The organism is Sphingomonas sp. FG14 (assembly GCF_057809675.1).
This window is the reverse complement of the sequence record NZ_JBMDKK010000007.1, coordinates 93,035-117,015: the sequence shown is the minus strand read 5'-3', so window position 1 is coordinate 117,015 and position 23,981 is coordinate 93,035. Positions and strand designations below refer to the sequence as shown.

The window sequence follows — 23,981 nt, the reverse complement described above, 5'->3', positions numbered from 1 at the left end:
TGGCCGGGCTGGATTGAGCGGTTCTGAAGAATAGAGGCGAACGTCACCGCTTATCTAGAGACGCCATGATCGGCTCCAAGGACATCGATGCGGCCGGGCAATGAGAACATGACTTGAGTCATGCGTCGACGCCTTTAGCCAAGCGGCCTGGACATCCGCGCCGACCACCCGGGCGCAATCTCCGAATCAAATATCCCCTGTCACGCGCGGTCATCTTGAGCAAAGCAGCACGTCCAATGAGAATGCCGGATCGATGTCTGAGGCATTTGGCGGTGGCAAGGAAAACATGGTCCGTTCTGGAGGCAGGGTCTCTCCCTGCACCAAGACCATGGTCCACTGCGACCTTGATCGCGATGAGAGGTCGAGGCTGGTGCCTCGCGGTGATCCTGCCCGATCCCGGTGGGCCAGTCTGCGGCTGCGAGCGGCTTGCCCACCGGTCTGAATGGGGCAAGTGACCGGTCAGGCTCGCAGGCCCCGGTAATTTCATAAGTCCTCGTCTTCGGGAGGAGCGGCAGGGGGATCGCGTCCCCTGAAGCCTGTGGCGCGGGTCGTCTTTTGGGGGGCTCTCGCCATGGCGCTAACGGCAGGTATCGGGCGGCTGGTCGGAACCGCCGTCTAACCCCGACGCAAATGGGCTTGGACATTGGCGGTTTGTGCGAGCGGTGCTGCCGATCCAGTCTGCTCGACCTCAAGGCTGATATCTTCTTCCTCATAATGGCGCCGCAGTTCCTGAATGGCGAGCTTTCGGGATCGCTCGACAGAAGAATGACCGTACGAAATGATTGCTCGAAGCAGTCGCCCCGGCCGGTGAAACAGTGAGTGCCTGCTATTTGTGCTCGAACCGATCACCGGATGGCAGGGTTGATCCAAATCGCGCCAGCGCGGCACCAGCGGGTGTGTCGCCGAGGAGAGTTGCGTGCCAGAAGAGTGTCGTGGCAGCCACCACCGTGTCGCGGATATGCGGCGTTGCAGTGGAGGCTGGTCCGCGCAGCCCGTCCTGGGCGTTGAACACCATATGATTGGCACCCGCGAGCACCAGCAGGTATTTCCCGCCAGGTGGCATCGACCGGAACGGACGCTCCCGATCGTTGGGTCTGATGCTGGGCGTGATCGGCGCGGCGTCTTCGGTGCCGGTGATCGAGAAGAACGGGATGGTGATCCCACCGAACGCGACGGCGTCGGATCCCCGCATCGGCGGCGACGGGCTGAAAGCAATCGCTGCCTTGATACGCGGATCGGGGGCAATCCCAGCCAACGGAAAGCGCTGACCGGCAATCGCCTGGGTCGTGTGCGCGCCGAAGCTATGGCCGGACATCCCGATATGGGCGAGGTCCGCGCGGCGCAGGTCGCATGCCCCCTCGCGCGGCCGGCGCCCCAGCTCGTCGAGCACAAAATGCACGTCATCGATGCGCGCAACGAGTTGCTCGGGCGCCATCGCCGCGGCGATCCCGCCCGACCCGATAATGGAGCGGTCGCTGCCCGGGTGCTGGAGGTTGACGACGATGAACCCCGCCTTCGCCCAGGCCACCGCCCAGTTGGTACCGCCGTCGAGCGAACCGCCCAGCCCGTGGCTGAACAGGATTGCCGGCGCCGTTCCCGTGCCGGCCGGCATACGGATGCGCACCGGCACGTCGCGATCGCGCGCAGCATCATGCCACCTGGCATCACAGGTTATGACCGCCTCGGCCGACGCAGCATCGACCGTCAGCGGCGCCAGCAGCGCAGCAGCGAGGAACAGGGTCTGGATCATGGCCATTCCTTGATTTGCGGCATCGCAACCAGCACGATTGCCTTAGCGCGCAGCCCGCGCGCGCGGCGCGCTTCGCCAAGCATCATCGACCATTCTCGAAACGCGAGCCGAAGGGGATTGGCGGTCGCGGGCCGATGCGCGAGGCCGTAGCGGATCGGCTCGCCGACCTGCTCACGCGCGAGTGTGCCGAACAGGCGATCGAACAAGATCAGCATGCCGCCAAAGTTCCGGTCGATATAGCAGCCATTCGAAGCATGGTGCAGGCGGTGATGCATGGGCGTGTTGAACACCCATTCGAGCGGCCCGAGCCGGCCTATGGCCTCGGTATGCAGGAAGAACTGGTAGCGTAGGTTGAGCGTGAGCAGTGCGACCAGCACGAACGGCGGCAGCCCGAGCAGCACCAGCGGCAGATAGACCAGCCAGCCGGCGGAGAAGAGGTTGGTCCAGCCCAGCCTCAGCGAGGCGAGCAGCGTGAACTGCTCGGCCGAATGATGGACCGAATGCGTCGCCCACATCCAGCGGATGCGATGGCTGGCGCGATGGAACCAGTAATAGGCGAACTCGACGGCGATAAAGCCGGCTGCCCAGCTTCCCCAATGACCCACGGGCCAATGAAGCGGTGCCAGGCGAGCCGCAGCCAGGAAAACCGATCCGACGACGACCGTGTTCAGCACAGCGAACGGTATATTGCCGAGCACCAGCCCCAGGGTGGCAAGTGCGGCGCGGCCGTCATAGCCGCGCCGCTTCGCTAGACGCCAGCCCGCCTCGACCATCAACAGGAGGAGCATCATGCCCAGCCAGAGGGGCGAGCGCGCGAATTCCATGGATCAGCGCTGCGCGCGAAGTTCAGCGGCCTTCGCCTTGAAGGCGGCGAGTTCGGCCCGATCGATCTTGCCGTCCCTGTTGGCATCGGCCCGGTCGAACATCGGCATCGGGGCCCTTGCCATCTCATCACGCGTGACGCGACCGTCCTCGTTGGAATCCGCTTCGGCGATCAACGCATTGAGGCGCTCTGCGGCCTCCGGCCGGAAGCGGGCCAGCCGCCTGAAATCGTCGCGGCTAACCGCGCCGTCATTGTTGCGGTCGGCCTTGTTGAAGCGGGCAGCGCGCGACTGCTGGAATTCGGCGCGAGTAATCACGCCGTCGCCATTCGCATCGGCATTGGCGAGCGCGGCGTCGGAACCGCGTTGCATCTGCGCGATAGCGGGGCTGATCGAGAGCAGCGTGATCGAGAGGATCAGGACCTTCTTCATGTGTAGACCTCGACTTGGAGTGCGGTCGCGCACCGGGCGGGTATAGGGGCGGCCGCCCCCGGGGATGATTACGGGCGGCGCGGGACCGTGCCGCTCACGGTGCGCATCGCGCCTCTCGGGCCGGTGAACGAGCTCGAATAGCTTGCGGTGCCATCGCCATTGTTGATGGCGCTGGTCGTGCGACCGAAGCTACTGCCGTTGTTGAGCATGGTCGTGCGACTACCCCTGAAACTGCCGTCGCCCCAGTTCGCGTCGCGCGACGTGGTCGCACCGCGGCCGTTGTTGAATTGGGTGCTGCGATCGGCCAAATAATGCCCGGGTCCATATTCCCGGCTACGCTCGTGGCGATAGCCGCGGCCATCCGAGGTCTCCAGGCCGCGCCGGATCGTCGCTGACCCGGGCTGACGTGATGCCGAGCGCCACTGCGCAAAGCCGTGACCCGATGCGCTCCGGCCCACCATGACATGGCCGCGGCGCGCCTGCGCATCGGCTGGGGTTCCGGCCACGACAACGCCGGCGGCAAGCGCGGCGAGGCTTAGAACATGCTTGTACATCGTTTCACTCCTTGCACTGGCGACGGTCCGCCGCCGCTGACCGTGCTTGTGGCGTCGAGGTGTAATCCGTCTGCGACCGCGCGGTGACGAAGGGTAACAGAGTGTAACGCGGGAGCCGGATGCATTCACGCCACCGGCGAGCAACGCTATCTGTACGTCATGGAAATCAGCTGCATTGCCGTGGTCGAGGACGATCGAGAGATTCGCGCACTGGTCGTCGATCTGCTCAATCGCGAAGGCTTCGAAGCCGTGGGCTGCCGGACAACCCTCGAGTTCGACCAGCTCAACGAACGCCGGCGCATCGACCTGGCGATACTCGACGTGATGCTGCCCGGCGAAGATGGCTTCTCGCTCTGCCGCCGGCTGCGCGCCGCCGGCGACATTCCCGTGCTGATGGTCACCGCCAAGGCGGACGATGTCGATCGGATCGTCGGGCTTGAGATCGGTGCCGATGATTATCTGCCCAAGCCCTTCAATCCGCGCGAACTGGTCGCACGGGTCCGTGCGATCCTGCGTCGAACGCGCGGGCACCACCGGGTGAACTCGCAGATCGCCAATGAACGGTACGGCTTTGGCGGATGGACGCTCGACGTCGGCGCGCGTGCGGTCTCGGCGCCGGACGGCAGCCCCGTCGAGCTGACCGGCGGGGAGTTCGACCTGCTGCACTGTTTCGTCGCCCATCCGCAACGGGTGCTGAACCGCGATCAATTGCTTGACTGGACGCGCGGCCGCAGCGCTGTGCCGTTCGACCGGGCGATCGACGTGCAGCTCAGCCGGCTACGCCGCAAGCTTGCGCTGGCGCCCGGCGGCGACGCGGTCATCAAGACCGTGCGCGGCGGTGGCTATCAGTTCACCTTGCGGGTGGAACGCGCATGACCATCGGCTCCAACCTGTCGTTGCGCCTGGCTGCGATCCTGCTTGCCGGGTTCATTCTGCTCCAATTGCTCATCGCGGCGGCGGCGTTGCCAGCCTCCAGCGACTCCAGACGATCCTACGGTCTTCCCAGGCCGGACGAAGCCGCGGCGATCGCCGATTCGCTCGACCGCACGCCACCCGCTCAGCGCGACGCGCTGGTCGGGGCATTTGGCGGCGGGCTGTATTCGCTCAAGCTGGCGAGAGCGCTCCCCGCGCGCTGGCGCTCATCGGACGAACTCGAGGATCTTGCCCAACGCTATCGATTCGCCGCGCGGGGACGTGCTGTCAGTGTCGAGGGGCGGCGGCCCCGCCTAAGCCGGTGGATCGGCGATGCCGCGCGGCCGGCACGCTTCCTTGCGCCGATCCGCATCGCGATCGGGCTCAGGGACGGCCAGATCCTGCTTTTCACCAGTCAGCCGTCGGACGACCTGCGCGCGTATCTCCAGAGGCGCGCGGCGATCGGCGCGCTGGGTGCACTCGTATTGCTTGGCGTACTGATGCTGGCAGTCCGGCAGACCACACGACCGCTCGGCGCGCTTTCGCGCGGCGTCCGCCGCTTCGCTGACGATCTCGACGCGCCAGACCTACCGGTGAAGGGTCCGCGAGAGGTCCATGAACTCGCGATGGCATTCAACGACATGAAGGCGCAAATCCGCGCCTTGGTCGCCGAGCGCACACGCGTCCTCGGCGCCATCGCGCACGATCTTCGCACCTATCTGACGCGCCTGAGACTGCGCGCCGAGTTCATCGAGGATGCCGGGCAGCGCAACCGCGCCGTGCGCGATCTCGACGAGATGACCGCGCTGGTCAACGACACGCTTTTCCTGGCCGATCGCGACAGTGCGCCGCCGGCGCGCCCCGAGTGCGTGCTGCTCGGCCCGGTTCTCGGCGAAATCGTTGGCGAACGCGTCGAGTTCGGTGACGCGGTGACCTTGATGCCGATAGCCGGGGATCTCGCGATCGCGGCGACGCCGCTCGCGCTGCGCCGCGTGCTCGACAACCTGATCGCGAACGGGCTGCGCCATGGAAGCTGCGTGACCGTTGCGGCGCGCGACAATGGTCCTGCCGTCGACATCGTCGTCGATGACGACGGCCCGGGGGTTCCCGCCGAAGCGCTGTCACGGCTCGGCCAGCCCTTCCAACGCTTCGATCCCTCGCGCAGCCGCGAGACCGGGGGCGCGGGTCTGGGGTTGGCGATCGTGCGGGCACTTGCCCTTCGCGACCGTGCAGAGGTGATCTTCGAGCAGAAGGTCCCGAACGGACTGCGCGTCGTCTTGCGCTATCCGCGCCAAAGGAAGGATCCATAACGACACGCCACTGCACAGAGCATTCCTCAGCCATTGGCGATGTCTTTCAGGATCGTGACAACGAGATGCGACGGCCGAGCGGCATCGTGAAAGATCGTCTGACGGGCCAGCACCGGGTCGCCGTCACGACCACCGAGATTGGTATTGCGATCGAAGCGAGGAAAGTCGGCCGAACAGATATCCACCCGCAGCCGGTGGCCGGCAGCAAAGCGGTTCGCGGTCGCCCACATGTCGATCTCGAAGCGATAGGGGCGGCCCGGTTCCAAAAATTCCGGTTCGCCGCCGGCATTACGGAAGCGCGTGCGGAGGATGCCGCTCTGCAGCTGGATCGCACCCCCGTCCGGAAACACATCGCTCAGGCGCACGGAAAAATCCGTGTCCACCGCGCTTGAACTCGCATGAAGAACCATATGCAACGGCCCAACCACATCAAGATCCTCGGCCAGCGGTTCGGTGGTGAAGGTCAGCACGTCCGGCCGGCGCATCCGGCGCGATCGTGCTGCTCGGCATGGTCGCGTATTTCACTGGGGTGGTGCGCGCGCCGCTCACTGCCGTCATCATCATCTCGGAGACAACCGCGCGCCGCGGCATGCTTCCGCTGGCCGCCGCCGCCCTGATGGCCGACTTCACTGCGCAACTGGTCTGCAAGGAATGACTTTATCACGGGCTGCCACAGCGATTCGGCATGCCTTCCGTCAGCTCGCCGAATTCGGCAAGGACTATCAATTGACTGCCCCGGTGTTGAACTCACTGTTTGATAGTGTGAATGGCAAGCATTATATGGGCTGGGTCAGCCACAGGAGCGCCACGACCACTCACGCGGTCCGAGCAGCAATACAGCGATCGCAAGCTTCGAACGCGCCGCTGAGCCGGGATTTGGAGATTAATCCCAAGCCAGTAGCGAAATGGCCCAAGCAGACGACACTGAATATCTGAAGGCCGGGCCGAAGGCTCCTCATTCAACAATCATGACCGTGTCAGAAGAAGCGGTGGTCATCGCGTTTCGACGCCACACGCTGCTGCCGCTCGGCCAGAGGAGAGTCTGAAACGGCCGCAATTTTTGCCCGTGAAACCCTGCAGCTTGAGCGAGCGCTCCAAACGGGCACGTTTTCCGGAAGCGCGTTGAAGAGCGAGGATCGACCAATGTCGATGACAGCGGCTGGAACTGCTAACATCCGCACCCGACCTCAGGTCTCGAGGTCTGTTTCATAAACCGATCTAATCCAGGCCGGCAGCCGCGGCTCCGCGAAGACCAATCGGCCGTTCGAGAATGTCATGCAGTGGCTTGGCGGCTTGTTGAGGCGGGAATTGTCAAAGACCATGCCGCGATCCGCCTTCAGGATCGCGGCGCGGATGAAAGGCGCACCGCGCTCATAGCGGGCACGAATCTTGTCCTCGGGGACGACATGTCCGCCTTCTGCCACGCGCGCACCGACACGCGCGACAGAGAGATCTGGCGTATCGACACCGATATGCATGACGATCACGGTGAAGCCCCTGGCCCGTGCCTCCTCGATCAGGTCAAGCTTGGAGGCATGCGAGAAGACGGTCTCGGTCACGAAATCCCGTTCTCGCGCGAGATAGTCGGCCCTGCGCAAGGACGCGACGCGAGCTGCTTCATACGATGCGGCCGGTGACGGATCGCACAGTTCATCGCGCTGGATGATGTCGGCGTTGATGAAGGGTCCCGCGAAACTGGGGGCGATGCGAGTCTCGTAGAGCGTAGACTTGCCGGCACCGTTCGGCCCGGCAAGCACGATCATCGTCGGCGTCATGACTTCCGGGCAGTCTTCTCACGCGTGAGGTTGCCCGCCACGTCGAGGCCGACACCCAGTCCAAGTTTCCGCCGCCTGGCAAAGAAGGCAGTCTCGCCAGACCCAGCCTGCCCCATTTTCTCGACAAAGTTGTCGAGCCAAACGTCCTTCTCCTCGTCAGTGAGGTCGGTTGTCTGGATATCGCCGGCCAGCGCGGCGGTAATACGTGCATGATCGAAGTTGCCGGATTTCTCGATAGCGCGGCCGATGCGTATCCAGTGGGCGATCTGGCCGGCAATCGAGCGGCTCTGCAATTCGGATTCGCGACGCACGATCTTCATGATGTCGTCACCAAGCTTGATAGACTGGGCCAAACGCCACCTCCAGGTTACTAGGTAGCATTTTGCCACCTCTTCTTCAACTATCGCTCATTCCTCGAGGGTGCCTGACCACGCCTCAACAGCGACCGCGGCTGCCGATCATCTTTCCTGAGCAGACTCCACGAGCGAGACCACGCCGTCGTGATTTGCCCAAGGGTCCTGGAGAACGCTCGATCATCGCCAGCAATGTGCTGGATCGCCCGTTCACGATCGATATGCCAACCAAATAGGCGAAGCCCGCGAAGGTCACGACGATACGCAGCATCGGCCGAAAGCGGGCGCTGGCGTGGCGGCCCGAAATCAGGGCAGGACCTGCTCGAGAGCGTTGGCGAGGTTATGGGTCGTGTAGGGCTTCTGCACGACCATCGCGGCGCGAAGCTGCATCGGCAAGCTTGCCTGCTCGCCATATCCCGAGGCGAAGAAGAAGGGAATGCCAAGCTCCGTGAGCCGGTCGGCGATGCCGAAGCTGGTCTGGTCGCCAAGATTGATGTCGAGGATCGCAAAGTCCACCTGCTCATTGTCGAGCAGATCATGCGCCGCTTCCGGCGTTGAAGCGGTGAGGACCTCGGCGCCAAACCGCTCCAATATGTCTTCCGCGTCCAGCGCGATGATGAGGCTGTCCTCGACGAGAAGGACGCGCTTCCGTCCCATGAGACCCGGATCGATCGCATGCTGGCTCGAGACATCCGCACGCCGCGGCCGCTCGGGCTCCGGCGCATTGCGCCTCGGTTCGGATACGTGGCGCGCCGGAATGCAGAATTCCGCGCGGACCCCCTCGGGCGCATAGTCGATGCTTGCCTTGCCGCCCAGGTCATAGGGGACCGATCGGTTCACGATGGTCGTGCCGAAGCCCTTGCGCCTGGGGGGAGAGACCAGCGGGCCGCCCGATTCCCTCCACGTGAAAACGAGGTCGCCGCGATTGTCCCGCGTCCAGTCGATATCGACCCTGCCCTGCGAGGACGAAAGGCTGCCATATTTGGTCGAATTGGTGACGAGCTCGTGGATCACCAGCGCCATGGTCGAATAGGCCTGGGGATTGAGGAGGACCGGGCTGCCCGTCGCGACGATCGCGCTGCGCCGGTTGGCCGCGAACGCGTCGGCTTCCGCGTCGATCAGGGCATGAAGAGGCGCCGGCCCCCAGTGGTCATCGGTGATCTGGTTGTGCGCGCGCGCGAGCGCGTGGATGCGGCCGTCCACCAGCCGAACGAATTCTCGCACCTCGGGGTTGTCCGGCTGGGACTGGCGGATGAGGCCTCGAATGACGCCAAGGATGTTGCGTACACGGTGGTTGAGTTCGGCGATCAGCATCTCCTGACGCGCCGTCGACTGCCTGCGTTCCGCAGCGGCCTCGTCGGCGAGGCGGAGCACGACCTCGATCAGTGTCGCCCTCAGCGTTTCGGCAACGCGAAGCTCGGACTTGCTGAACGGCTCGGCATGTCCTTCGACAAGTTCCTTCCATTCCTCGAAGCTCTCGCGCGGGGTGAGCCTAGGTCCGTTCGGTCCGTACTCGACAGGCTTGTGGGGATCGCCCGCCCAGCGCACCGACTGCCTGAGTTCGGAGCGGAAGAGGATCACATAATCGCGCGGCGACCGTGAGATCGGGATCGCGAGCAATCCCGCCGCACGCTCGGAGAAGCTGTCGGCATCATCGATCAGGCTGCCGATATGATCCGTCGTATAGACCCGCCCCGCGGCGGTGCCGTTCAAGGCACGCACAATCCTGCGAAAATCCTCGGTCGGCGGCGTGACGCCCGAAAAGGCGTAATTCCCGTTGATCCAGACTCCCACGCCATCGGCCGGAATGGCGCTGGTCAGGATGTCGCCGAGCCAGTCAGGATCGTTGAGCAGGGTCTCGTCGGATGCCACCGCGCCAAGCAATTGGTCGGAGATGTCTCGGGCGCGCCGGTCATATTCGACCAGTTGCCGGCGCTCGTGCGATTCCAGGCGCATCGCGAACATCTGGGCGAAGAGTTCGCAGACCGACCGGCGCTCGAACGTCGGGGAACGCGGCGTGTAGTTATGGCAAGCGAAAAGCCCCCAAAGCTCATCGTCGACCACGATGGAGATCGAGAGCGACGCCGCGACTCCCATGTTCTTGAGATACTCGATATGGATCGGCGACACCGAGCGCAGGATCGAAAGCGAAAGGTCGAGCGGTCTTCCCTCGGCATCGCGTGCCGGTATGACGGGCACCGGCTCCGCGTCGACGTCGCGGATGACGCGGATGAGGTTGCGCTTGTAGAGCGCACGGGCCTGGCTGGGAATGTCGCTGGCGGGATAATGCAGACCAAGGAAGCTGCCGATCCCGGCCCTGGCGACTTCTGCCACCACTTCGCCGGCTCCGCTCGCGGCGAACCTGTAGACCATCACCCGGTCATAGCCCAGCAACGCCCGCACCTGGCGCGCGCCTTCGCGGTAGAACCCTTCCATGTCCCGGGCCTGGTCGAGCCGGGACATCATCGCTCGCACCGAGCCCGTCGCATCGCCGCCCTGCCCCACCCCAGGCTCCGCCTCGATGAGGATCTGCCCGTCGGAGAAATGAACCGCCACGTCATAGGGCTGCCCCGATGGCGCAATTTGCGCGCCGAAGAGGCGCTCGACCATGTCCGGCACTGTCAGCAGCGATATGCGGTTGCGCAGGTCATGGAGGAACTTTGCCGGCACGTAATCGGCCAGCGGAGTCCCGATGATATCCTGTGGATCCTGACCCAGAAGGTCCCGGATGTTTGAGGAAACCCTTGCGATGACCCAGTCGGTACTGACCGCGATAAGAAAGCCGCCGGGCTGGATCGCGCCCAGCAGGTGAATGGGCTCCCGATCGCAGTTGGTCAGGTCGACCTTGTCAAGTCCAGCCACATTGTCCCCAAGAAGATGCTCACGGCCGAAGCCTGCAGATTATAACGCACGCGACGCATTTGGGTTCATGATCGCCTCCCGATCGGCGCCGCAGCCGATTGCGCTTCGCCTGCGAACACGAGAGCCCGCACTTCACGGAATTGGTTTTCCGCAGGTCAGTCTGAACCTACCAGCTCAGAATGCTTAGAATGCTTAGAACAGATGGTGCGCTTAGGTGACTTGAACACCTGACCCTCGCATTACGAAGGCCTCTCTAAGATCTGTGAAAAGCGTTGGTTTTCTGCCGTTTTCAGGCTGAACTGGCAGGCCTATTTGCGCTTACCCACACCAGACCCAAACTGGCCTGACTGCGCCTCAGGGCACTTTCCTACTGAAAGCACTTTGGCCCAATGAAAATCGGAAATCCGACCTGCGCTGGACCTGCGAGACAGCCAAGCCGACTGACGTAATGGGGGGGGGGCATGCCCCCCCTTAGTCCTCCACCACACACATAAATTTAATGCACCACACCACAATATAATAAAGTAAATCTTCTTACAAATAAACTCATTTGCTATGCCGACGCGCTACAATCCCTGTAAATATGAAAGCGCACACCAATACGACAATAAACAAAAAATCAACGCTCTCCCACCCAGGGCGGCTCGAAATTTTTTCTATCACAATTAGCACAGGGACTACTATCGCCGCCACCCCAGCCAAAAATGCCCATCCCTTCCAATGGCATGGCATATATGCCCACATAAATTTTTCAAACCATATTTCTTTACTCATGGAAATCTCTTTCGTTATCCACCTGGGCAGGATGACTTCGTGGCACTAAGAATTTCCGTATTGGTTGTATAATTACTTGCATCCAAACCATAACCCTTTGCAACTCCTACATTGAGGCTCCATATACCGTTGCCTCCTAATGATAGGCTCGCACCAATCAAGCCGACATTGATATTCCAAGTATCGGCCGCACCAGCCAAATCAGATGGCTGTTTAGCGTTCGAGAACGAAAGCCCCCCTCCCCATCCGACCGCTGCTCCAAGTATCGTGGTTCCTTTGGGGTCTGAACCCCAGCCCGGCCCCCCGGCGGAAGCCCCCGTAGTCCGATATGCGACGCTTTGATGGTTGGGCAACGACATTAATGAGTAACTACGTTGCCCACCTGCACCTATTACTGCAATGCCTGCCTCGGCCGCCCCCCCTGTCCATAGGCCAACCCCTGATCCTAACGGGGCGCAACGCAAAGAAGACGCGACCGCTTCTTTCAGCCCATCTATATAATCAAAGAGAACTTCTGAGGGGAGCGGAATCCCCCCAGGTCCGCCACCGCCGATCCCACCATCGCCCCCATTACCCCAGAAGATCGGGGAAGAAGGCCACCAATCCGGGAACCCCTGATTTCTGTTTCCCGTGATCGTACAAGGGCCCTCCATATCATTCCCGAGCAGCAAGCAAGGGTCCAGCCCGAGTGGATCAGTCCTGTTGACCGGATCGCCGGTCACATAGGCATACAGGTTCATGCCCGCTGCGTATCCAATCGGGTCAGTCTGCATGAACCGCCCGATGCCCGGATTGTAGATGCGCGCCTTGTAGTAATGCATGCCAAGCTCAGGCAGCCAAGCCTGCCCGGTATATTGGAACCGCCCGGCATTGCCCGTAGCCGGCACACCATATTCGTCATAGCTGTTGATGTTGGTCACAGCGCCCGATCCGTTCGAGACCGCGATGATGCTCCCGCGCTCGTCGGCATGCAACCAACGCCTGTCGGTCGTGCCCGATCCCTCGTACCAGACGATCGGTTCGTCGATTCCGGGGCCGAACACAAAGCGGCGCTGAAGGACATTGCTGCCATTATGCTCCGCGATCATGTCCGAGCCCTCATAGTCGAACCGGGTGTAGAGCCCGCTCGTATGATTGTAGGTCTGGACAGGCCGGTTGAGCGAATCCGTCAGCAAGGACAGATTGCTCGAATAGGTCAGCACATTCTCCGCCGTGTAGGTGAACGAGCCGCCACCGATTGCGCTGACATTACCGCGTGCGTCGTAGCTGAGCGAGGTGCTGCCCTGTGCGGTGAGCTGATTCAGGCCGTTCGGCGTCTCCGTCTTGTCGCGGTTATAATGCCCGCCCCAGGCGTAGAGATCGTTGCTGCGCGTGTTGGTGGCGATCTGCGATCCAGGATTATAGCTGAAGCCGAGCGCCAGGTCATGGGTGGTCCCCGACATGTTCTCACCCAGCGACGACAGGCGGGATACGGCATCATAACCGTAGCTTGCGACCGTGCCGTTGCCGCGCGTGACCGTCGCTCTGCGCCCGAGATTGTCATAGGCGTATGTCGCCAGGACGCCGGCGCCCGACGTTGCCCCATTCTCCCGGATCGCCGTGACATTGTTCGTCACGTCATAGTCGTAGGTGACATAGAAGGCGTCCGGCCATGTCAGCCGCGTGCGCCGTCCAGCGAGATCGTAGAGATAGGTCTTCGTGCCGATATAGTTCTGCTCGCTGACCTTGCGGCCGAGAGCATCGTAGCCGAACGTGACATTATGCCCGCTGCTCGCACCGATCGTGAGCGGACGCCCCAGATTGTCGTAGGTGTAGGTGCGATCATATTCGCCATAGACCGTGTTCGGGAGATCGTTGGCCGTCACCCGATTGAGATTGTCGTAGCTGTTCGCGATGTTCTGACCGTCACGGAGACGCACGTTGGTGATGTTGCTGTTGGCGTCAAATGTATAGGATTCATAGTCGGTCCAGTTGACGCCGGTGTGATTGGTCGTCGGGTAATAGGTCACACCGAGACGATCATGTCCGTCATATTGATAGACAGAGGGATTGCCCTCACCGTCCGATGCGCTCGCACGCAAGCCATTGTTCGTATAGGTGTATTGAACCTCGTCCGCCTGATCCGCCGTGCCATAGGCGGTCTGGACCTTTGTCACATGGCTCGCGGCGTCATAGGTCATCTTGGCCACCCGATCGGGGCCGAGGGTGCCGGTTGTCGCCAGGGTGCAGGCGGAAGAGGGCAGCGAACCCCAGGTCGCCGAGTTCATGCGTTGCGCGACGCAATCCACACGCCCGAGTGTATCATAGCTCGTCTGCGCGACGGTGTAGGTCGTGCTCCCGGCTTTCGACTCCGATTTAACCGGCCTTGCATTGGCGTCATAGGTCGTCGCCACCTGTTGCGACGAGGAGAAAGCCGCCCAGGCCGGATCGGTCTGATTGGCGACCGTACCGACCTCCGCCAGCGTCACCTGACCATCATTGTTGTAGGTGAAGCGTTGCGCCTTGTGGACGAGTGTGCCGCCGCCATCGGGATCGGGCGCGACAACGCCGATCACCTGCCGCGCGTTGTCGTACCTGATAACGGTGGTGTCGGCGGTGCCCGAAAGCGGGCCATCGACCGTGATCTGGTTGCCCAGAATATCATAGGTATAGCCGGTCGTCGCGCTCAGCGATCCATTGCCCGCCGCCGTCATGACGCTGCTGGGCAGCAGGTTGGCGGTATAGGCGATGGTGGTCTTGGTCTCATCCGCCGCTGCCGCGCAGCTTGATGTCGTTCGGCACACCGAAACCCCGGTCAACAGGGTCACTCCGCCCGTCGCGCCATAGCTGTATCGGGTCTGTGGACGTACCGCGCCGGTCGATGGTGCAGGCGCGGTCACGGTCAACACGCCGCCATGCGTGCTGTCATAGGTATAGTCGGTCTGGTTGCCTTTGGCGTCCTTCGTCCAGGTCGGCTTGTTGCAGGTGACGGGATTGGTGCAGCTTGCCGGATAGTCGGCGGGAATGACGATATCCGCGAGGCCCGAGCCGCTCTTGGCCTTGTAGGTGGTGCTCGTCACATTTCCGCGCGCATCATAGGCGAACACGGTCTTGTTGCCTTCGGGCTGGATGATCTCCGTCGGGCGCGCCGATGTGTCGTAGACATAATTGGTTTCGCGCGTGAGCTCGTTGGTGAGCTTGGTGACGCGCGAAAGCGTGAGATCGGCGACTGCGGTGGTGACGCCGGCATTCGCATCGGTGATGGTCGTCGTCGCCGTCGTTCCCGAGACCGTGCGCGAATAGCTGGTGGATACGCCATCCCTTGTCACCGCCGACAGCGCGGGGCTGTAGGTCAGCGTGATATTGTCGCTCGATGCACCGGGTCTCCGAATGGCCGTCAGGGAACCGCCTTCGCTGGATCCGGCATAGGTGAAGGTCCATACCCGTCCCCCAATATCGCTCGTCGTCGTCGTCGTCGTCGTCGGATAGGTATAGGTGATGGTCGGCCAGCTCGTCGCGGTGGCGCCGGTGTTCTTGAAGGCGATCGTCGAACGCCGGTACCAGTTGGTGACCGCACCGGGCGTGAAGGTGTTGGAGAGATAGGTGAAGTCCATCGCATAGCCGGCATTGTTGCTGACGCGATTGATGCGAATGCCGCGAATGATGTTGGTGAAGGGCAGGGAATCGTCCGAGCAGCTCACCTGCGGACCCGACCGATAGCAGCGCTCCACCAGCGTCCAGGCGACAGTCTGCGTCAATCCGTTCGGCTTTGTGCGCGATCCCATGGGCAGGAAGCAGCTTGTCGTGACCGACGCCGTGCAGATATTGCTGGTGAATGCGGCGGGTCCGGCCGTTACGGTCATCGCTGGAAAATTGATCTGATCACCATTGGCCTGGGTCAGCACATAGCCGTCACCGCCGCCGACCTCGGTGAGCGTCGAGCCATCGGCATTGTCGGGTACGAAGACACCGCTGACCTTCTTGAAGAGCGATGATGTGACCGCACCGTTGATCGTGATCTGGACCTGACCGGAAACCGTCCGCCGAACAAGGCGAGCATCATATGGGTCACGCCAGCCGGCGGCGCCGAAGGTGCGGACCATGGCGAGCGCGGATTCGCCCTGGCCGATCGAGCCCTCATTGATGGTGAAGTTGAAGCTGTTGTCGACCAGATCGACGCCATTGCGATCGGTCGTGACAAAGCGCGCCGGCTCCGACGCAACGGTCTGGGCCAGAGCGGCCGTGGGACAGACAAGGGCGGTGCTCGCGAGAAGCGCGCACATCGACACGCCCCGCAACTTGTGCGTGGTCATCGCATATCTCCGATTGAAACAGGATTGGTAGGGAAAGGTGCCGCCGCTTACGGAGGTGGCGGGTTGGGCGAACCGGTCAGCTTGGTCTTGGTCCGGTTATCCGCCTTGTCGTAGGTATATTCGCTGTTGACGTTGTTGTTCACCGTGCCGGTGCGGTCTGCCTTCTTCACGCGACCCTTGGCATCATAGGTGTAGGTGATCGTCTCGGCGGCGATCGCGCCATTCGCTGCTCCGAGCGCAAGTGCGGCGGCGCTCGCCCCGATCAACAGCCTGCTATTCCTCATCGTCTCGTTCCTCCGATTCGGCGTGGAACAGATAGAGAACATCTGAAATCCTACATTGCAACAAGTGGTTTCGGTATGCGCTCCATCTTCCCTTGCGGACCCTGCCCGGTTGTAGGCCGTCGATCCCAAACGCTGCTCGCACATGACGCTGCCAGCGGGAGCATCATTCCCGATGGTCTGTTCGCGTCCAAGCAGGACTGCATCCGATCTGGAGGATTAATTTCGCGTTCGTTATGAAGTCGGCGTAAATCAGCAGAATGCGATGCATTGGCAACCTATGTTAATTGATGGCCGGCGCATGCGTCAGGTCTACTGAGAGGCGTGCGCCTCACCACCCTGGACCGAGAGCGACCGAATTGCGCTGTACAGGTCTGCTTCCTTAAAACGCCTGATCCCGAGTGGCATGCAGGCTTCAATCCATGCGTTGTCAGCGGTGCCGGACAGAGCGACGAATACCAATTCGCCAGGCCGACCGTGCACCCGATCGAACTGTGCGGAGTGATATTCGTTGCGTGACTTCATGAGCAGCGCGCCCGCTTCTCCTTTTAGCGGAAATACCATGTCCAGACGCTGCCGCAGGACGGCCTCACTATTGCCAGCGTCTATGCGGGCAAATCCAACAAAAGCCGAATGGAGCAGGATGTCCCTCGCGGTATCATCGATCGTACGCTGATTGATCAGTTGCGTGTTGCATGATGTGGCGCCCACCGGATCGGAAGGCATCAGCGCCGCCCCAGCGATCGCCATCATCCAGAATGCTCGTTGCGTCATTTAAGCATTTTGCGCGACCCGCTGGCGGTAGGCAAGGCACCCCACCCGCTCTCTGGCATTCCCCGCCCATTGCGCTGAACAATGGGCGGGGTGCAGGATTTTCAAATTAAACGCGAAGGGACTGCTATCCCGGCGGCCGCTGATGGATGAATCGTGTAGCGACCTGCTTTATCGCATTTCCAATGGTTGCCGTCCGGCAGATCCCCTGTGTCGTGCTTGAGGCGGCACGCGATGTGACCGAGCTTGAACCCCACCGCGCGCAGGTATCCCCTCAAAAGCGGCGCGGTATCGACTCACGCATCGATGCAGAAGTTGATCGCAACCATAATCCGACCTGCGCTGGACCTGCGATGTCTCGTCCGGCACCAGGGCCCTGCACTCGGGAGCCGGTCACTTCGTAGCGATCTGAGCCGCCTCGACGCGGAAGGTTTCCTTCACGAACGCGCGCGCCGCAGCCTGGGTCTGAAACACATCGTCCAGCATTTCACTCGACACGAGAGGATAGCCCTGCGAATTGAACCGCGTCGTTCGCACGGTGACCCTGAAAGCTCCGTTTTCATCCTTTGACAAAAGATAGGGGCGGACGACCTTTGACGCCATAATGCTTCTCCGAAACTATGGGCCTGACAAACCCGATTAACCCTCTAGGCGCGTCGTTTGGCGGCCAGCCAAATGACGTGAGGCGGCCCCTGCTCGTCTCCGCTATCCACGCTGACGACTTCCAGTTCGAAACCCGCCGTCCGCAGCCTTTCCGAAAAAGCATCGTCAGGATATGCCGACCAAACCGCGAGCATACCGCCCGGCCTCAATGCGGCATAGGTCGCCTTGAGTCCCCAGTTGCAGTAAAGCCGTTCATTGGCGTCGCTTACGAGGCCATCCGGACCATTATCGACGTCAAGCAGGATCGCGTCGAACTCGGAGCGACTTTCCACGATCAGATCGTGCACATCCCGAACCTCGATCGACACTCTCGGATCTCCGAGTGAATCCCCGAACATGTGGGCGAGAGGGCCTCTGGCCCAAGCCACGACCTTCGGAACGAGTTCGGCAACAACTATCGTCGCGGTGGCAGGCAATACGGAACGCGCGGCCGTGAGCGTGAAGCCCATGCCCAATCCGCCGACCAGTACGCGATCAACACGCGCTCCCAATCGATCGAAGACGAGCGTCGCCAGGGCCCTTTCTGAATTAAAATCCCAGCTACCCATCAATTGCTCGTCGCCAAACAGAATTTCATAATCCTGGTCGTGACGAAGAAGATGCAAATAGCCGCCGCCGGGAATAGCGGCAGTGTCGATGATCACCCCCCATGGGGTCGGGTCTTCCCCGCATGCATCGTCCGTCCTGGACAAAGCCAGGCTCACATGCCGATCCTGCAAAAGGAAAGGCATCCGTCGCTTCCGCGACAGCCATAGTCAAAAATATCGATTACCTCAGATTGAGAGCGAGCGCCGCTGACGAACGCTGCGATGGAACAGCATGCAGCGCACTCAGACTGTCGCGCGCCCTTGGTCAGGATTTTCACTCAATCCAGCAAGCAGCTTTTCGGAAGCCGCTTCCATACGCACCTTCTCGGCGCGCTCGCTGCGAGCCGCAAAGGCCGCCCACGTATCAGCGGCGCGCTGACAGCGCTCGCGAACATTTTCAAGCGTCGCGTTATCGGCAGCAATTTGCTGCAGAGCCGCTTGCTCCTGGTAGAACTGCAAAGACAACATGACGCCTCCTGATCCCCTGAAAACTGGCGGAGATCCTGAAACCTCCGCCGGTCGAGCATCCTCAGGCAGCCTGCAGGTTCACCGCCGAGGTTTTGCCGCGACGATCCGTCTCCAGCTCGTAGGAGATACGCTGGTCCTTATCGAGCGTGCGCATTCCGGCGCGTTCGACAGCACTGACGTGCACGAAGGCGTCATTGCCGCCGCTCTCCGGCGCGATGAAGCCAAAGCCCTTGTCGGCATTGAAGAATTTAACGGTTCCGGTGATCATATGGATATCCTTTATCCCATGCGTGACGGGCATGCGCCAACAGCGGCACATCCCGGCGTCTTGAGGCTAGAAAGGGACAAAGGGGAGCCAATAGCGGCCCGATATCCGTCGCAGGCGACGTCAGCCCCTTAAGTGATAGGGCCAATCTGAAAAAATGATAGCCCAATGGCTGGAAACCCCGAAAAAAATCTCAAAAAATAAATTGAAAGCGCGCGAGTAGATATGCCGTGTTATTCGGATATCCATGAACCCATCACATCAGCATGACTTTTATATGATCATCGATGAGGCCGATATCAACAAGATAAGTTATGTGGATAATGCTACATATTTAAAATGGATCCAGGCTGGCGTGCTCGATCATTGGCAACGGATTGCATCCCCACAGGCAGTGGCGAACTTCCGGTGGATCGCCGTGAAGCATGACATCAGGTATCGCCGGCCAGCGTTTCTGCGCGACCGGCTGACAGCGAGCCTGGGGCTGGAGAAGGTTCAGCGAGAAAGCGCATTCTATACGACAACGATACGACGTGGTCAGGATGTGATCGCCGACGTGAAATCGCGCTGGTGCTGCCTTGATTCCACCTCCAGTAGTCCGGCGCGGGTCTCCGATGAAATCGTCCGCTCCTTCTTCCCCGAAACTGCGTCTGCCTCAGTCGAGAAGTCTTAAGCGATGCACTGCGCAGAATTGCATTATCAAGATCTGCCGAAGCGCCATGACCGATTGCAGAATCGATCGAACCGCCGCACTGGACACAACAGCGACCGGGCGGGAAGCCTGCGTGAATGCAAGCTTGAGCTCGACTCGCCGTATTGCTCACCATCTGCTATCAGCGGACATCGTTGAAACCGACCGAGCACGTCAGCGACCGAGAGCACCTGCAAAGCTTTCGCTTGAAACAGGTAAGGCGCAAGCGCCGACCGAGTTGACGGAGCGTCAGTTGCATAAGCCCGAGGCCCAACTGGGCGACCTTCTATGCGCATGCGGGGTGAGGCCACGCGCGATTGTCACAGAACAAGGATTTCGCTGGCAAAAGCGGCGAGGTTGCCCCTGTTGCCTTCCTGATCATCGGACGGTTCACGCTGGCCGTGATTCGCGGAGGCGTCCCGCCGCTATATCGCTGCGGCCATTGTGACCGCTCTTCCACGGCCGTGCTCCGAGACTGGCCGGATCATGGTCACGCGAACGACCTTTGAGCCGTCCCTGCCGGCAATGATCTCGGCCTGACAGGTTTCTGGGTAAGGATGGGAGCAAGGCAAGCGACCATCAGTTCGGTGCGGAGCCGTTCTCCGGTCCCATCAATTTGATCAGCTTTTCAGCGATATCGCCCCAGAAAATGAGGGCATCTTCATCACCTAGCCTTCCAAAATGATGGACCCGCTCCTCGACGACATCCCCGACGCGACCACCATGCTGCCCCAGAAGCCTGAGAGCGAAAGCCCATCGCTCCTGATCATCTACGCGCGACAAGCTGGCAGTGAAAGCTGTTGAGACGCCTGAGGATTCCGCTTCACCTTGCGCTCCGCCAATCGCAGCCAGGTTTCTGCAGCCTCAATATAAATCCGTGCGCGGTTCGGCACTTTTTCAGCCTCCGCTTGACGCATTGCCGCGCGGGCACGCGCAATGAGATCTTCGCGTGTCTCCCGAGTCTGGCTGACGCCTCTCATCCGATTTGCCCGTGGGAGAGGGGCGCATCGATCAAACTCGCATAATGCTTCGCGAAAGTCATATGCGTGTGGCGGACCGCTGGATCTTCGGCTCGTTCGGCAGCTTCACGGCACTCGCGTTCACGTCGCGAGAGATAATCGTAATGATTTTCCTGGGGCATAATGAGCCTCCGGCTTTCACAAGCGGCGGCTCAACAAAATTACCGTCATTCGGCATCAGCTTGTGGGGAACAGCGACACTGATGAAGCGCTCATACACCATTTTGGCCGACGAGTCCTAATCCAGGTCAAAATATGTGCATATGCGCAGGAATTTTTCTCCACTTCGTCGATTTGTCACGATATCTTCGGAGCATTGCCACGGAACTTTACCGATGATGGTCATAAATCGGTCAGCGTCAACAATCCGACGGCCACGATCGGCTCTTCTTTATCCTTCATGGCCCCAATCTCCATCCCTGGACATAAAGGCCGGCGAAGCTCTCCTCGCGGCGACGCACTACGAGGCAAGCGGTGGTTGTGCCCGCATTGAAACGGCAGGGGAGTGCACGCCGACGACCATGATGGTGAACAGGATCAGCCCCTCGTCGGTGGTGACATCAAGACGGACATCCTCGTCCCAGATCGCGTCCGGGCGCTCTCTCAGCATCTCGCTGGTAAACAGGACGGCCTGCCGTCGCGCGTCTTCAGTAGTTTCGAACTCAAAAGGGTCGCCGTCAGGTCCTCCGGCATTGCTCGTCGTGCGAAAATAATAATGTGCCATGGCCTCCCAATCGCTTGATTGCATTTTGGTTGCCATCGGTTGCGACGCGTAACGAACCGGTCTTCTCAAACCTGCCTTGCGCTTGATGGTAGTGCAGCAAATGACCGCCGCCGCTGGCGACTGGCCGAGTAGTAGCCCGGCGGAAGGTGGGCCTTCGAGAGTTTTGACGTCATAGCCCGATCAGGCGCAAAATCCTAAGGTCGATTGCCTTCCAGTGTTTTCCCCAAAATAGGCATTCAGCGCGATTGAATGCCTTGCGCGAAGGGCAGCATGATCATGATGCTCGACGCCGTTGCCGAGACCCTTCCAGAACTGAATCGTCACCGCCAAGCAAAGTGCGTGGTTCAGGAACGCCCCTCAGGCAAAAGGCGAGCTAGCTTGACTTGCGTGCTCAGACCCGTCGCGGCGCGCGACCTCGCAACGCTACACGCGCGAAGATATGTGGGATTGTCCCGACCTTGACAGTGACAACGACGTGCAGCTGCAGCTTCTGGAAGCCGGCTTGGGCTTACTCGCCGTTCGCAATCGGCCGCCCGTCGCGCAGAGCCCAGAGGCGTCCCTTTGATCCCGTTCACCCCTTGCACCTGAGCCGCGCCACCACCCGGCGCCGACGACCATGGAGGGGACGCAGCGGGTCAATCCCGGAGCAGTCCGCGGGTCAAGCCGGCTAGCAAACCCACCATGCCCAAAGAAGCGCGGCGTTGAGGGCGACGACCGAGAATATAACTGAAATTTCCTTCATACTGGATGAACGGCGGATCGCCGGCACGGTTCCGCGGGCTCCGACGTATATAAAGCCGACCACTTACCAAGCGGCCTCGCCGCCGGGCGCGCGACCATCGCGCCTCTCACCCGGAATGCGCTGAACCCTCCAAATGCCTGGTGAAGCACCCGGGACGGCCATTTCGGCGAGCGGCGCCTCGCCGGGGAAAAGCCCTCTGCCTCGAGCGATCAGGCCAGGATCACGCCGCCGCGCCCGTCATCCATCCCGCCCGGCCTCCCGCCGGGACGGGGAGCATGCCCGTAGCGGAAAGAAACCACCGGCCCAGCGAAACCGTGCTTCTGCCCAGGCTGATCCGCTTGACCCTTGCATCGCGCGGATCCGCGTCAAAGACGATCACGCCCCTGTTCACGAGGCGCGCGGCGACGAGATAGAAGCCCCGGTACGAAAGCCCTGAATAGAGCATCGCTTCCTTCACGCTGAGGGTGCCCTTGGCTCCGACCACGCAGAAAAGCTTCGCGTCGGGTGTCAGGATCTCGAATCCATTTTCCTTCTGGAAATCGCGGTTGAGGTTCAGCAGCATGTCATACTGCGTGTCGCAGGGCTGGGTTGCTGAGGCTCCGGTCGAAGCACGGTCCGAAATGATATTCATATGTCTCCACGCGACTGCATCGAGGCGGCTTTGCCGTTCATCGATGGATCGGGCTGATGAATGCGACCTTGATCGACGGATGCCCGGCGACCGGGCGAAGCCATCTGAAGCACCTACGTCCGAAGAGCGCGGAAAGTTTCAGAAACCATCATAGGTTGCAAAACGATATGGCGGTTCCCGACAAACCTGCCGCTAACATCAAGGCCGCGACGAGACGGCTCGACAATTCCGCGACGATGATTTCGCCGACATGCGGTTCGCCGGTCGGAACATCGCGCATACGCGCGCTTTGCTGCCCACCTGGAGGTCATGGCAATGGTCAGAGGGGCGCAGCGCGATCCTGTCCGCGCATGTCGAAGCAGTGCGACGGGCGCGTCCGGGTCAATCGCCGATCTGATCGGCAGCTTCCCCCTCCGAAGATGCCAGGCGCTTGAGCGGGGACAGTATCCAGAGGGTCACAAAGGCGGTCAGCGCCATCATGACCGCGATATCGTAACTGCCGAGGCCCACGGCGACGCCGATAGCACCGGTCACCCAGAGGCTTGCAGCCGTGGCGGTGCCCTTGACGGAGTCCTTGAGACGCAGGATGGCGCCGCCACCGATAAAGCCCATGCCGGTGATGAGCCCCTCGATGATGCGCGCCATCGCTTCGGCGTTTCCCGCGGTTATCCCCTCGGCGGCCTGGACGAATCCGCAACTCGCGATCGCCACGAGCGGGAATGTCCGCAAGCCAGCGCTGCGCTCCTCGCGCTCGCGGTTCCACCCGAGCGGCAGAGCCAGCACATAGGCAATTGCAAGCGCGACGGCGTGCGGGCCTATGTCGAACGTGCCTGCCGCGATCAATGACATCGCCGCCGCCGCGTGTTTGGAATGCCGGGGAAACGCGGTGCCGCGCCGGGAGAGACGAGACGACGCGAACCACCATCATATCGAGAGAGGGCCGGGCGTGATCCACGGGATGCGGCCGAGCCGCGCCGATGCATTTTGATCGCCCGCCGAATCCGCGCGCCGCGTCGGCACAGGGGACCGGGCTCCACCACCACGACCTCGCCTCGATCGGCGAGCCGGCGTCTTCGCGTCATGGACATCGGCTGGATACACATGTTGTCGCAAACCGGTTGCCGCGGCGGTGGTTCCGTCCCGTCATTCTTACCGGCTCGCAAGCCCGCCACGCCAGCCGATTGACCGCCCGGTTCACAGGACTTGGCATAGGGCGCCTGCGGTCTGTTCGGGCGAATAGACAAGGTGAAACGGACGGCAGGCATCCCTGCGCGCCTTCGGTCTGGCGGGCCCACGGCATGACC

The 23,981-nt window shown here is 61.5% G+C and carries 25 protein-coding genes and 3 pseudogenes; 7 read left to right on the top strand and 21 right to left on the bottom strand.

From position 1 onward, the window contains the following. Positions 1-502: 502 nt before the first annotated feature. Positions 503-619, top strand: a pseudogene (locus tag ACODTA_RS19300) (VIT1/CCC1 transporter family protein); the annotation flags it as partial. Between the two features lie 207 nt (positions 620-826). Here ACODTA_RS19300 and ACODTA_RS19295 read toward each other — a convergent pair. The 4 genes from ACODTA_RS19295 to ACODTA_RS19280 form a co-directional block, all read right to left on the bottom strand. Continuing rightward, entirely contained in the window at positions 827-1,750 is a 924-nt protein-coding gene (locus tag ACODTA_RS19295) for an alpha/beta hydrolase family protein (protein WP_489067604.1), read from the bottom strand. Beyond that, positions 1,747-2,538, bottom strand: a complete 792-nt coding sequence (locus ACODTA_RS19290) for a sterol desaturase family protein (protein WP_489067603.1) — start codon at positions 2,536-2,538, stop codon at positions 1,747-1,749. Before ACODTA_RS19290 ends, ACODTA_RS19295 begins: the two co-directional genes overlap by 4 nt. A 39-nt stretch (positions 2,539-2,577) precedes the next feature. After that, positions 2,578-3,003, bottom strand: a complete 426-nt coding sequence (locus tag ACODTA_RS19285) for an EF-hand domain-containing protein (RefSeq protein WP_489067602.1) — start codon at positions 3,001-3,003, stop codon at positions 2,578-2,580. 68 nt (positions 3,004-3,071) lie between these two features. Then, positions 3,072-3,557, bottom strand: a complete 486-nt coding sequence (locus ACODTA_RS19280) for a hypothetical protein (RefSeq protein ID WP_489067601.1) — start codon at positions 3,555-3,557, stop codon at positions 3,072-3,074. Positions 3,558-3,716: 159 nt separating this feature from the next. Here ACODTA_RS19280 and ACODTA_RS19275 point away from each other — a divergent pair, with 159 nt between their 5' ends. Further along, complete coding sequence (locus tag ACODTA_RS19275; RefSeq protein WP_489067600.1) at positions 3,717-4,433, top strand: response regulator; 717 nt, start codon at positions 3,717-3,719, stop codon at positions 4,431-4,433. Next, positions 4,430-5,779 carry an ATP-binding protein gene (locus ACODTA_RS19270; RefSeq protein WP_489067599.1) on the top strand — a complete coding sequence of 450 codons (1,350 nt, stop codon included), beginning with the start codon at positions 4,430-4,432 and terminating at the stop codon, positions 5,777-5,779. Before ACODTA_RS19275 ends, ACODTA_RS19270 begins: the two co-directional genes overlap by 4 nt. A gap of 26 nt (positions 5,780-5,805) precedes the next feature. Here ACODTA_RS19270 and ACODTA_RS19265 read toward each other — a convergent pair whose 3' ends face one another. Beyond that, positions 5,806-6,264 carry a CocE/NonD family hydrolase gene (locus ACODTA_RS19265; protein WP_489067598.1) on the bottom strand — a complete coding sequence of 153 codons (459 nt, stop codon included), beginning with the start codon at positions 6,262-6,264 and terminating at the stop codon, positions 5,806-5,808. Between the two features lie 2 nt (positions 6,265-6,266). On the opposite strand from ACODTA_RS19265, the pseudogene ACODTA_RS19260 reads away from it, so the two are divergent. Further along, positions 6,267-6,509, top strand: a pseudogene (locus ACODTA_RS19260) (chloride channel protein); the annotation flags it as partial. A 50-nt stretch (positions 6,510-6,559) separates the two neighbouring features. After that, a pseudogene (locus tag ACODTA_RS19255) lies at positions 6,560-6,807 on the top strand (IS481 family transposase); the annotation flags it as partial. 159 nt (positions 6,808-6,966) lie between these two features. On the opposite strand, the gene ACODTA_RS19250 reads toward ACODTA_RS19255, so the two are convergent. The 11 genes from ACODTA_RS19250 to ACODTA_RS19200 all read right to left on the bottom strand — a co-directional run bounded on the left by ACODTA_RS19250 (position 6,967) and on the right by ACODTA_RS19200 (position 18,873). Next, positions 6,967-7,554: an ATPase gene (locus ACODTA_RS19250; protein WP_489067597.1), complete on the bottom strand. Its 588-nt coding sequence runs from the start codon at positions 7,552-7,554 to the stop codon at positions 6,967-6,969. Then, positions 7,551-7,907, bottom strand: a complete 357-nt coding sequence (locus ACODTA_RS19245) for a ParD-like family protein (protein ID WP_489067596.1) — start codon at positions 7,905-7,907, stop codon at positions 7,551-7,553. The genes ACODTA_RS19250 and ACODTA_RS19245 overlap by 4 nt, the downstream gene beginning before the upstream one ends. 82 nt (positions 7,908-7,989) lie before the next feature. Beyond that, a complete protein-coding gene (locus tag ACODTA_RS19240; RefSeq protein WP_489067595.1) occupies positions 7,990-8,178 on the bottom strand; it encodes a hypothetical protein in 189 nt (62 codons plus the stop codon). Between the two features lie 35 nt (positions 8,179-8,213). Further along, positions 8,214-10,769, bottom strand: coding sequence for an HWE histidine kinase domain-containing protein (locus tag ACODTA_RS19235; protein WP_489067594.1), 2,556 nt, complete (start codon positions 10,767-10,769; stop codon positions 8,214-8,216). 788 nt (positions 10,770-11,557) lie between these two features. Next, positions 11,558-15,835 carry an RHS repeat domain-containing protein gene (locus tag ACODTA_RS19230; protein ID WP_489067593.1) on the bottom strand — a complete coding sequence of 1,426 codons (4,278 nt, stop codon included), beginning with the start codon at positions 15,833-15,835 and terminating at the stop codon, positions 11,558-11,560. Between the two features lie 47 nt (positions 15,836-15,882). Continuing rightward, positions 15,883-16,119, bottom strand: a complete 237-nt coding sequence (locus ACODTA_RS19225) for a hypothetical protein (protein ID WP_489067592.1) — start codon at positions 16,117-16,119, stop codon at positions 15,883-15,885. A 309-nt stretch (positions 16,120-16,428) separates the two neighbouring features. Beyond that, positions 16,429-16,890 carry a hypothetical protein gene (locus ACODTA_RS19220; RefSeq protein ID WP_489067591.1) on the bottom strand — a complete coding sequence of 154 codons (462 nt, stop codon included), beginning with the start codon at positions 16,888-16,890 and terminating at the stop codon, positions 16,429-16,431. A gap of 390 nt (positions 16,891-17,280) precedes the next feature. After that, on the bottom strand, positions 17,281-17,490 hold the full coding sequence (locus ACODTA_RS19215) for a hypothetical protein (RefSeq protein ID WP_489067590.1): 210 nt from the start codon (positions 17,488-17,490) through the stop codon (positions 17,281-17,283). 44 nt (positions 17,491-17,534) lie between these two features. Beyond that, positions 17,535-18,254: a spermidine synthase family protein gene (locus ACODTA_RS19210; RefSeq protein ID WP_489067589.1), complete on the bottom strand. Its 720-nt coding sequence runs from the start codon at positions 18,252-18,254 to the stop codon at positions 17,535-17,537. Between the two features lie 126 nt (positions 18,255-18,380). Beyond that, entirely contained in the window at positions 18,381-18,605 is a 225-nt protein-coding gene (locus ACODTA_RS19205; RefSeq protein WP_489067588.1) for a hypothetical protein, read from the bottom strand. A gap of 61 nt (positions 18,606-18,666) precedes the next feature. Continuing rightward, positions 18,667-18,873 (bottom strand): cold-shock protein, encoded by a 207-nt coding sequence (locus ACODTA_RS19200; RefSeq protein WP_222989055.1) that lies wholly within the window; start codon positions 18,871-18,873, stop codon positions 18,667-18,669. A 274-nt stretch (positions 18,874-19,147) separates the two neighbouring features. On the opposite strand from ACODTA_RS19200, the gene ACODTA_RS19195 reads away from it, so the two are divergent. Beyond that, the gene (locus tag ACODTA_RS19195) at positions 19,148-19,543 is read left to right on the top strand and encodes an acyl-CoA thioesterase (protein ID WP_489067587.1); all 396 of its coding nucleotides are present in this window, start codon (positions 19,148-19,150) and stop codon (positions 19,541-19,543) included. Between the two features lie 597 nt (positions 19,544-20,140). Here the strand turns inward: ACODTA_RS19195 and ACODTA_RS19190 are convergent. Continuing rightward, on the bottom strand, positions 20,141-20,296 hold the full coding sequence (locus ACODTA_RS19190; RefSeq protein WP_489067704.1) for a hypothetical protein: 156 nt from the start codon (positions 20,294-20,296) through the stop codon (positions 20,141-20,143). Positions 20,297-20,603: 307 nt separating this feature from the next. Between ACODTA_RS19190 and ACODTA_RS19185 the strand changes: the two genes are divergently transcribed. Beyond that, the gene (locus ACODTA_RS19185; protein WP_489067586.1) at positions 20,604-20,822 is read left to right on the top strand and encodes a hypothetical protein; all 219 of its coding nucleotides are present in this window, start codon (positions 20,604-20,606) and stop codon (positions 20,820-20,822) included. 218 nt (positions 20,823-21,040) lie between these two features. Here the strand turns inward: ACODTA_RS19185 and ACODTA_RS19180 are convergent, their stop codons facing one another. From ACODTA_RS19180 to ACODTA_RS19165, 4 genes are all read right to left on the bottom strand, one after another. Next, complete coding sequence (locus ACODTA_RS19180) at positions 21,041-21,340, bottom strand: DUF6894 family protein (RefSeq protein ID WP_489067585.1); 300 nt, start codon at positions 21,338-21,340, stop codon at positions 21,041-21,043. A 926-nt stretch (positions 21,341-22,266) separates the two neighbouring features. Beyond that, complete coding sequence (locus tag ACODTA_RS19175) at positions 22,267-22,608, bottom strand: hypothetical protein (RefSeq protein ID WP_489067584.1); 342 nt, start codon at positions 22,606-22,608, stop codon at positions 22,267-22,269. 217 nt (positions 22,609-22,825) lie between these two features. After that, positions 22,826-22,957 (bottom strand): hypothetical protein, encoded by a 132-nt coding sequence (locus ACODTA_RS19170; RefSeq protein WP_489067583.1) that lies wholly within the window; start codon positions 22,955-22,957, stop codon positions 22,826-22,828. A gap of 101 nt (positions 22,958-23,058) precedes the next feature. Then, positions 23,059-23,526 carry an MgtC/SapB family protein gene (locus tag ACODTA_RS19165; protein WP_489067582.1) on the bottom strand — a complete coding sequence of 156 codons (468 nt, stop codon included), beginning with the start codon at positions 23,524-23,526 and terminating at the stop codon, positions 23,059-23,061. Positions 23,527-23,981: the final 455 nt, after the last annotated feature.

Coding starts and splice junctions, on each gene's coding strand:
- ACODTA_RS19215 (WP_489067590.1), bottom strand. CDS start 17,490: ATGGCGTCAAAGGTCGTCCGCCCCTATCTTTTGTCAAAGGATGAAAAC.
- ACODTA_RS19225 (WP_489067592.1), bottom strand. CDS start 16,119: ATGAGGAATAGCAGGCTGTTGATCGGGGCGAGCGCCGCCGCACTTGCG.
- ACODTA_RS19240 (WP_489067595.1), bottom strand. CDS start 8,178: ATGCTGCGTATCGTCGTGACCTTCGCGGGCTTCGCCTATTTGGTTGGC.
- ACODTA_RS19200 (WP_222989055.1), bottom strand. CDS start 18,873: ATGATCACCGGAACCGTTAAATTCTTCAATGCCGACAAGGGCTTTGGC.
- ACODTA_RS19285 (WP_489067602.1), bottom strand. CDS start 3,003: ATGAAGAAGGTCCTGATCCTCTCGATCACGCTGCTCTCGATCAGCCCC.
- ACODTA_RS19280 (WP_489067601.1), bottom strand. CDS start 3,557: ATGTACAAGCATGTTCTAAGCCTCGCCGCGCTTGCCGCCGGCGTTGTC.
- ACODTA_RS19265 (WP_489067598.1), bottom strand. CDS start 6,264: ATGCGCCGGCCGGACGTGCTGACCTTCACCACCGAACCGCTGGCCGAG.
- ACODTA_RS19195 (WP_489067587.1), top strand. CDS start 19,148: ATGATCATCGATGAGGCCGATATCAACAAGATAAGTTATGTGGATAAT.
- ACODTA_RS19185 (WP_489067586.1), top strand. CDS start 20,604: ATGCGTGTGGCGGACCGCTGGATCTTCGGCTCGTTCGGCAGCTTCACG.
- ACODTA_RS19180 (WP_489067585.1), bottom strand. CDS start 21,340: ATGGCAACCAAAATGCAATCAAGCGATTGGGAGGCCATGGCACATTAT.
- ACODTA_RS19250 (WP_489067597.1), bottom strand. CDS start 7,554: ATGACGCCGACGATGATCGTGCTTGCCGGGCCGAACGGTGCCGGCAAG.
- ACODTA_RS19175 (WP_489067584.1), bottom strand. CDS start 22,608: ATGCTGCTGAACCTCAACCGCGATTTCCAGAAGGAAAATGGATTCGAG.
- ACODTA_RS19275 (WP_489067600.1), top strand. CDS start 3,717: ATGGAAATCAGCTGCATTGCCGTGGTCGAGGACGATCGAGAGATTCGC.
- ACODTA_RS19220 (WP_489067591.1), bottom strand. CDS start 16,890: ATGACGCAACGAGCATTCTGGATGATGGCGATCGCTGGGGCGGCGCTG.
- ACODTA_RS19295 (WP_489067604.1), bottom strand. CDS start 1,750: ATGATCCAGACCCTGTTCCTCGCTGCTGCGCTGCTGGCGCCGCTGACG.
- ACODTA_RS19290 (WP_489067603.1), bottom strand. CDS start 2,538: ATGCTCCTCCTGTTGATGGTCGAGGCGGGCTGGCGTCTAGCGAAGCGG.
- ACODTA_RS19270 (WP_489067599.1), top strand. CDS start 4,430: ATGACCATCGGCTCCAACCTGTCGTTGCGCCTGGCTGCGATCCTGCTT.
- ACODTA_RS19165 (WP_489067582.1), bottom strand. CDS start 23,526: ATGTCATTGATCGCGGCAGGCACGTTCGACATAGGCCCGCACGCCGTC.
- ACODTA_RS19230 (WP_489067593.1), bottom strand. CDS start 15,835: ATGACCACGCACAAGTTGCGGGGCGTGTCGATGTGCGCGCTTCTCGCG.
- ACODTA_RS19205 (WP_489067588.1), bottom strand. CDS start 18,605: ATGTTGTCTTTGCAGTTCTACCAGGAGCAAGCGGCTCTGCAGCAAATT.
- ACODTA_RS19170 (WP_489067583.1), bottom strand. CDS start 22,957: ATGCGCGATGTTCCGACCGGCGAACCGCATGTCGGCGAAATCATCGTC.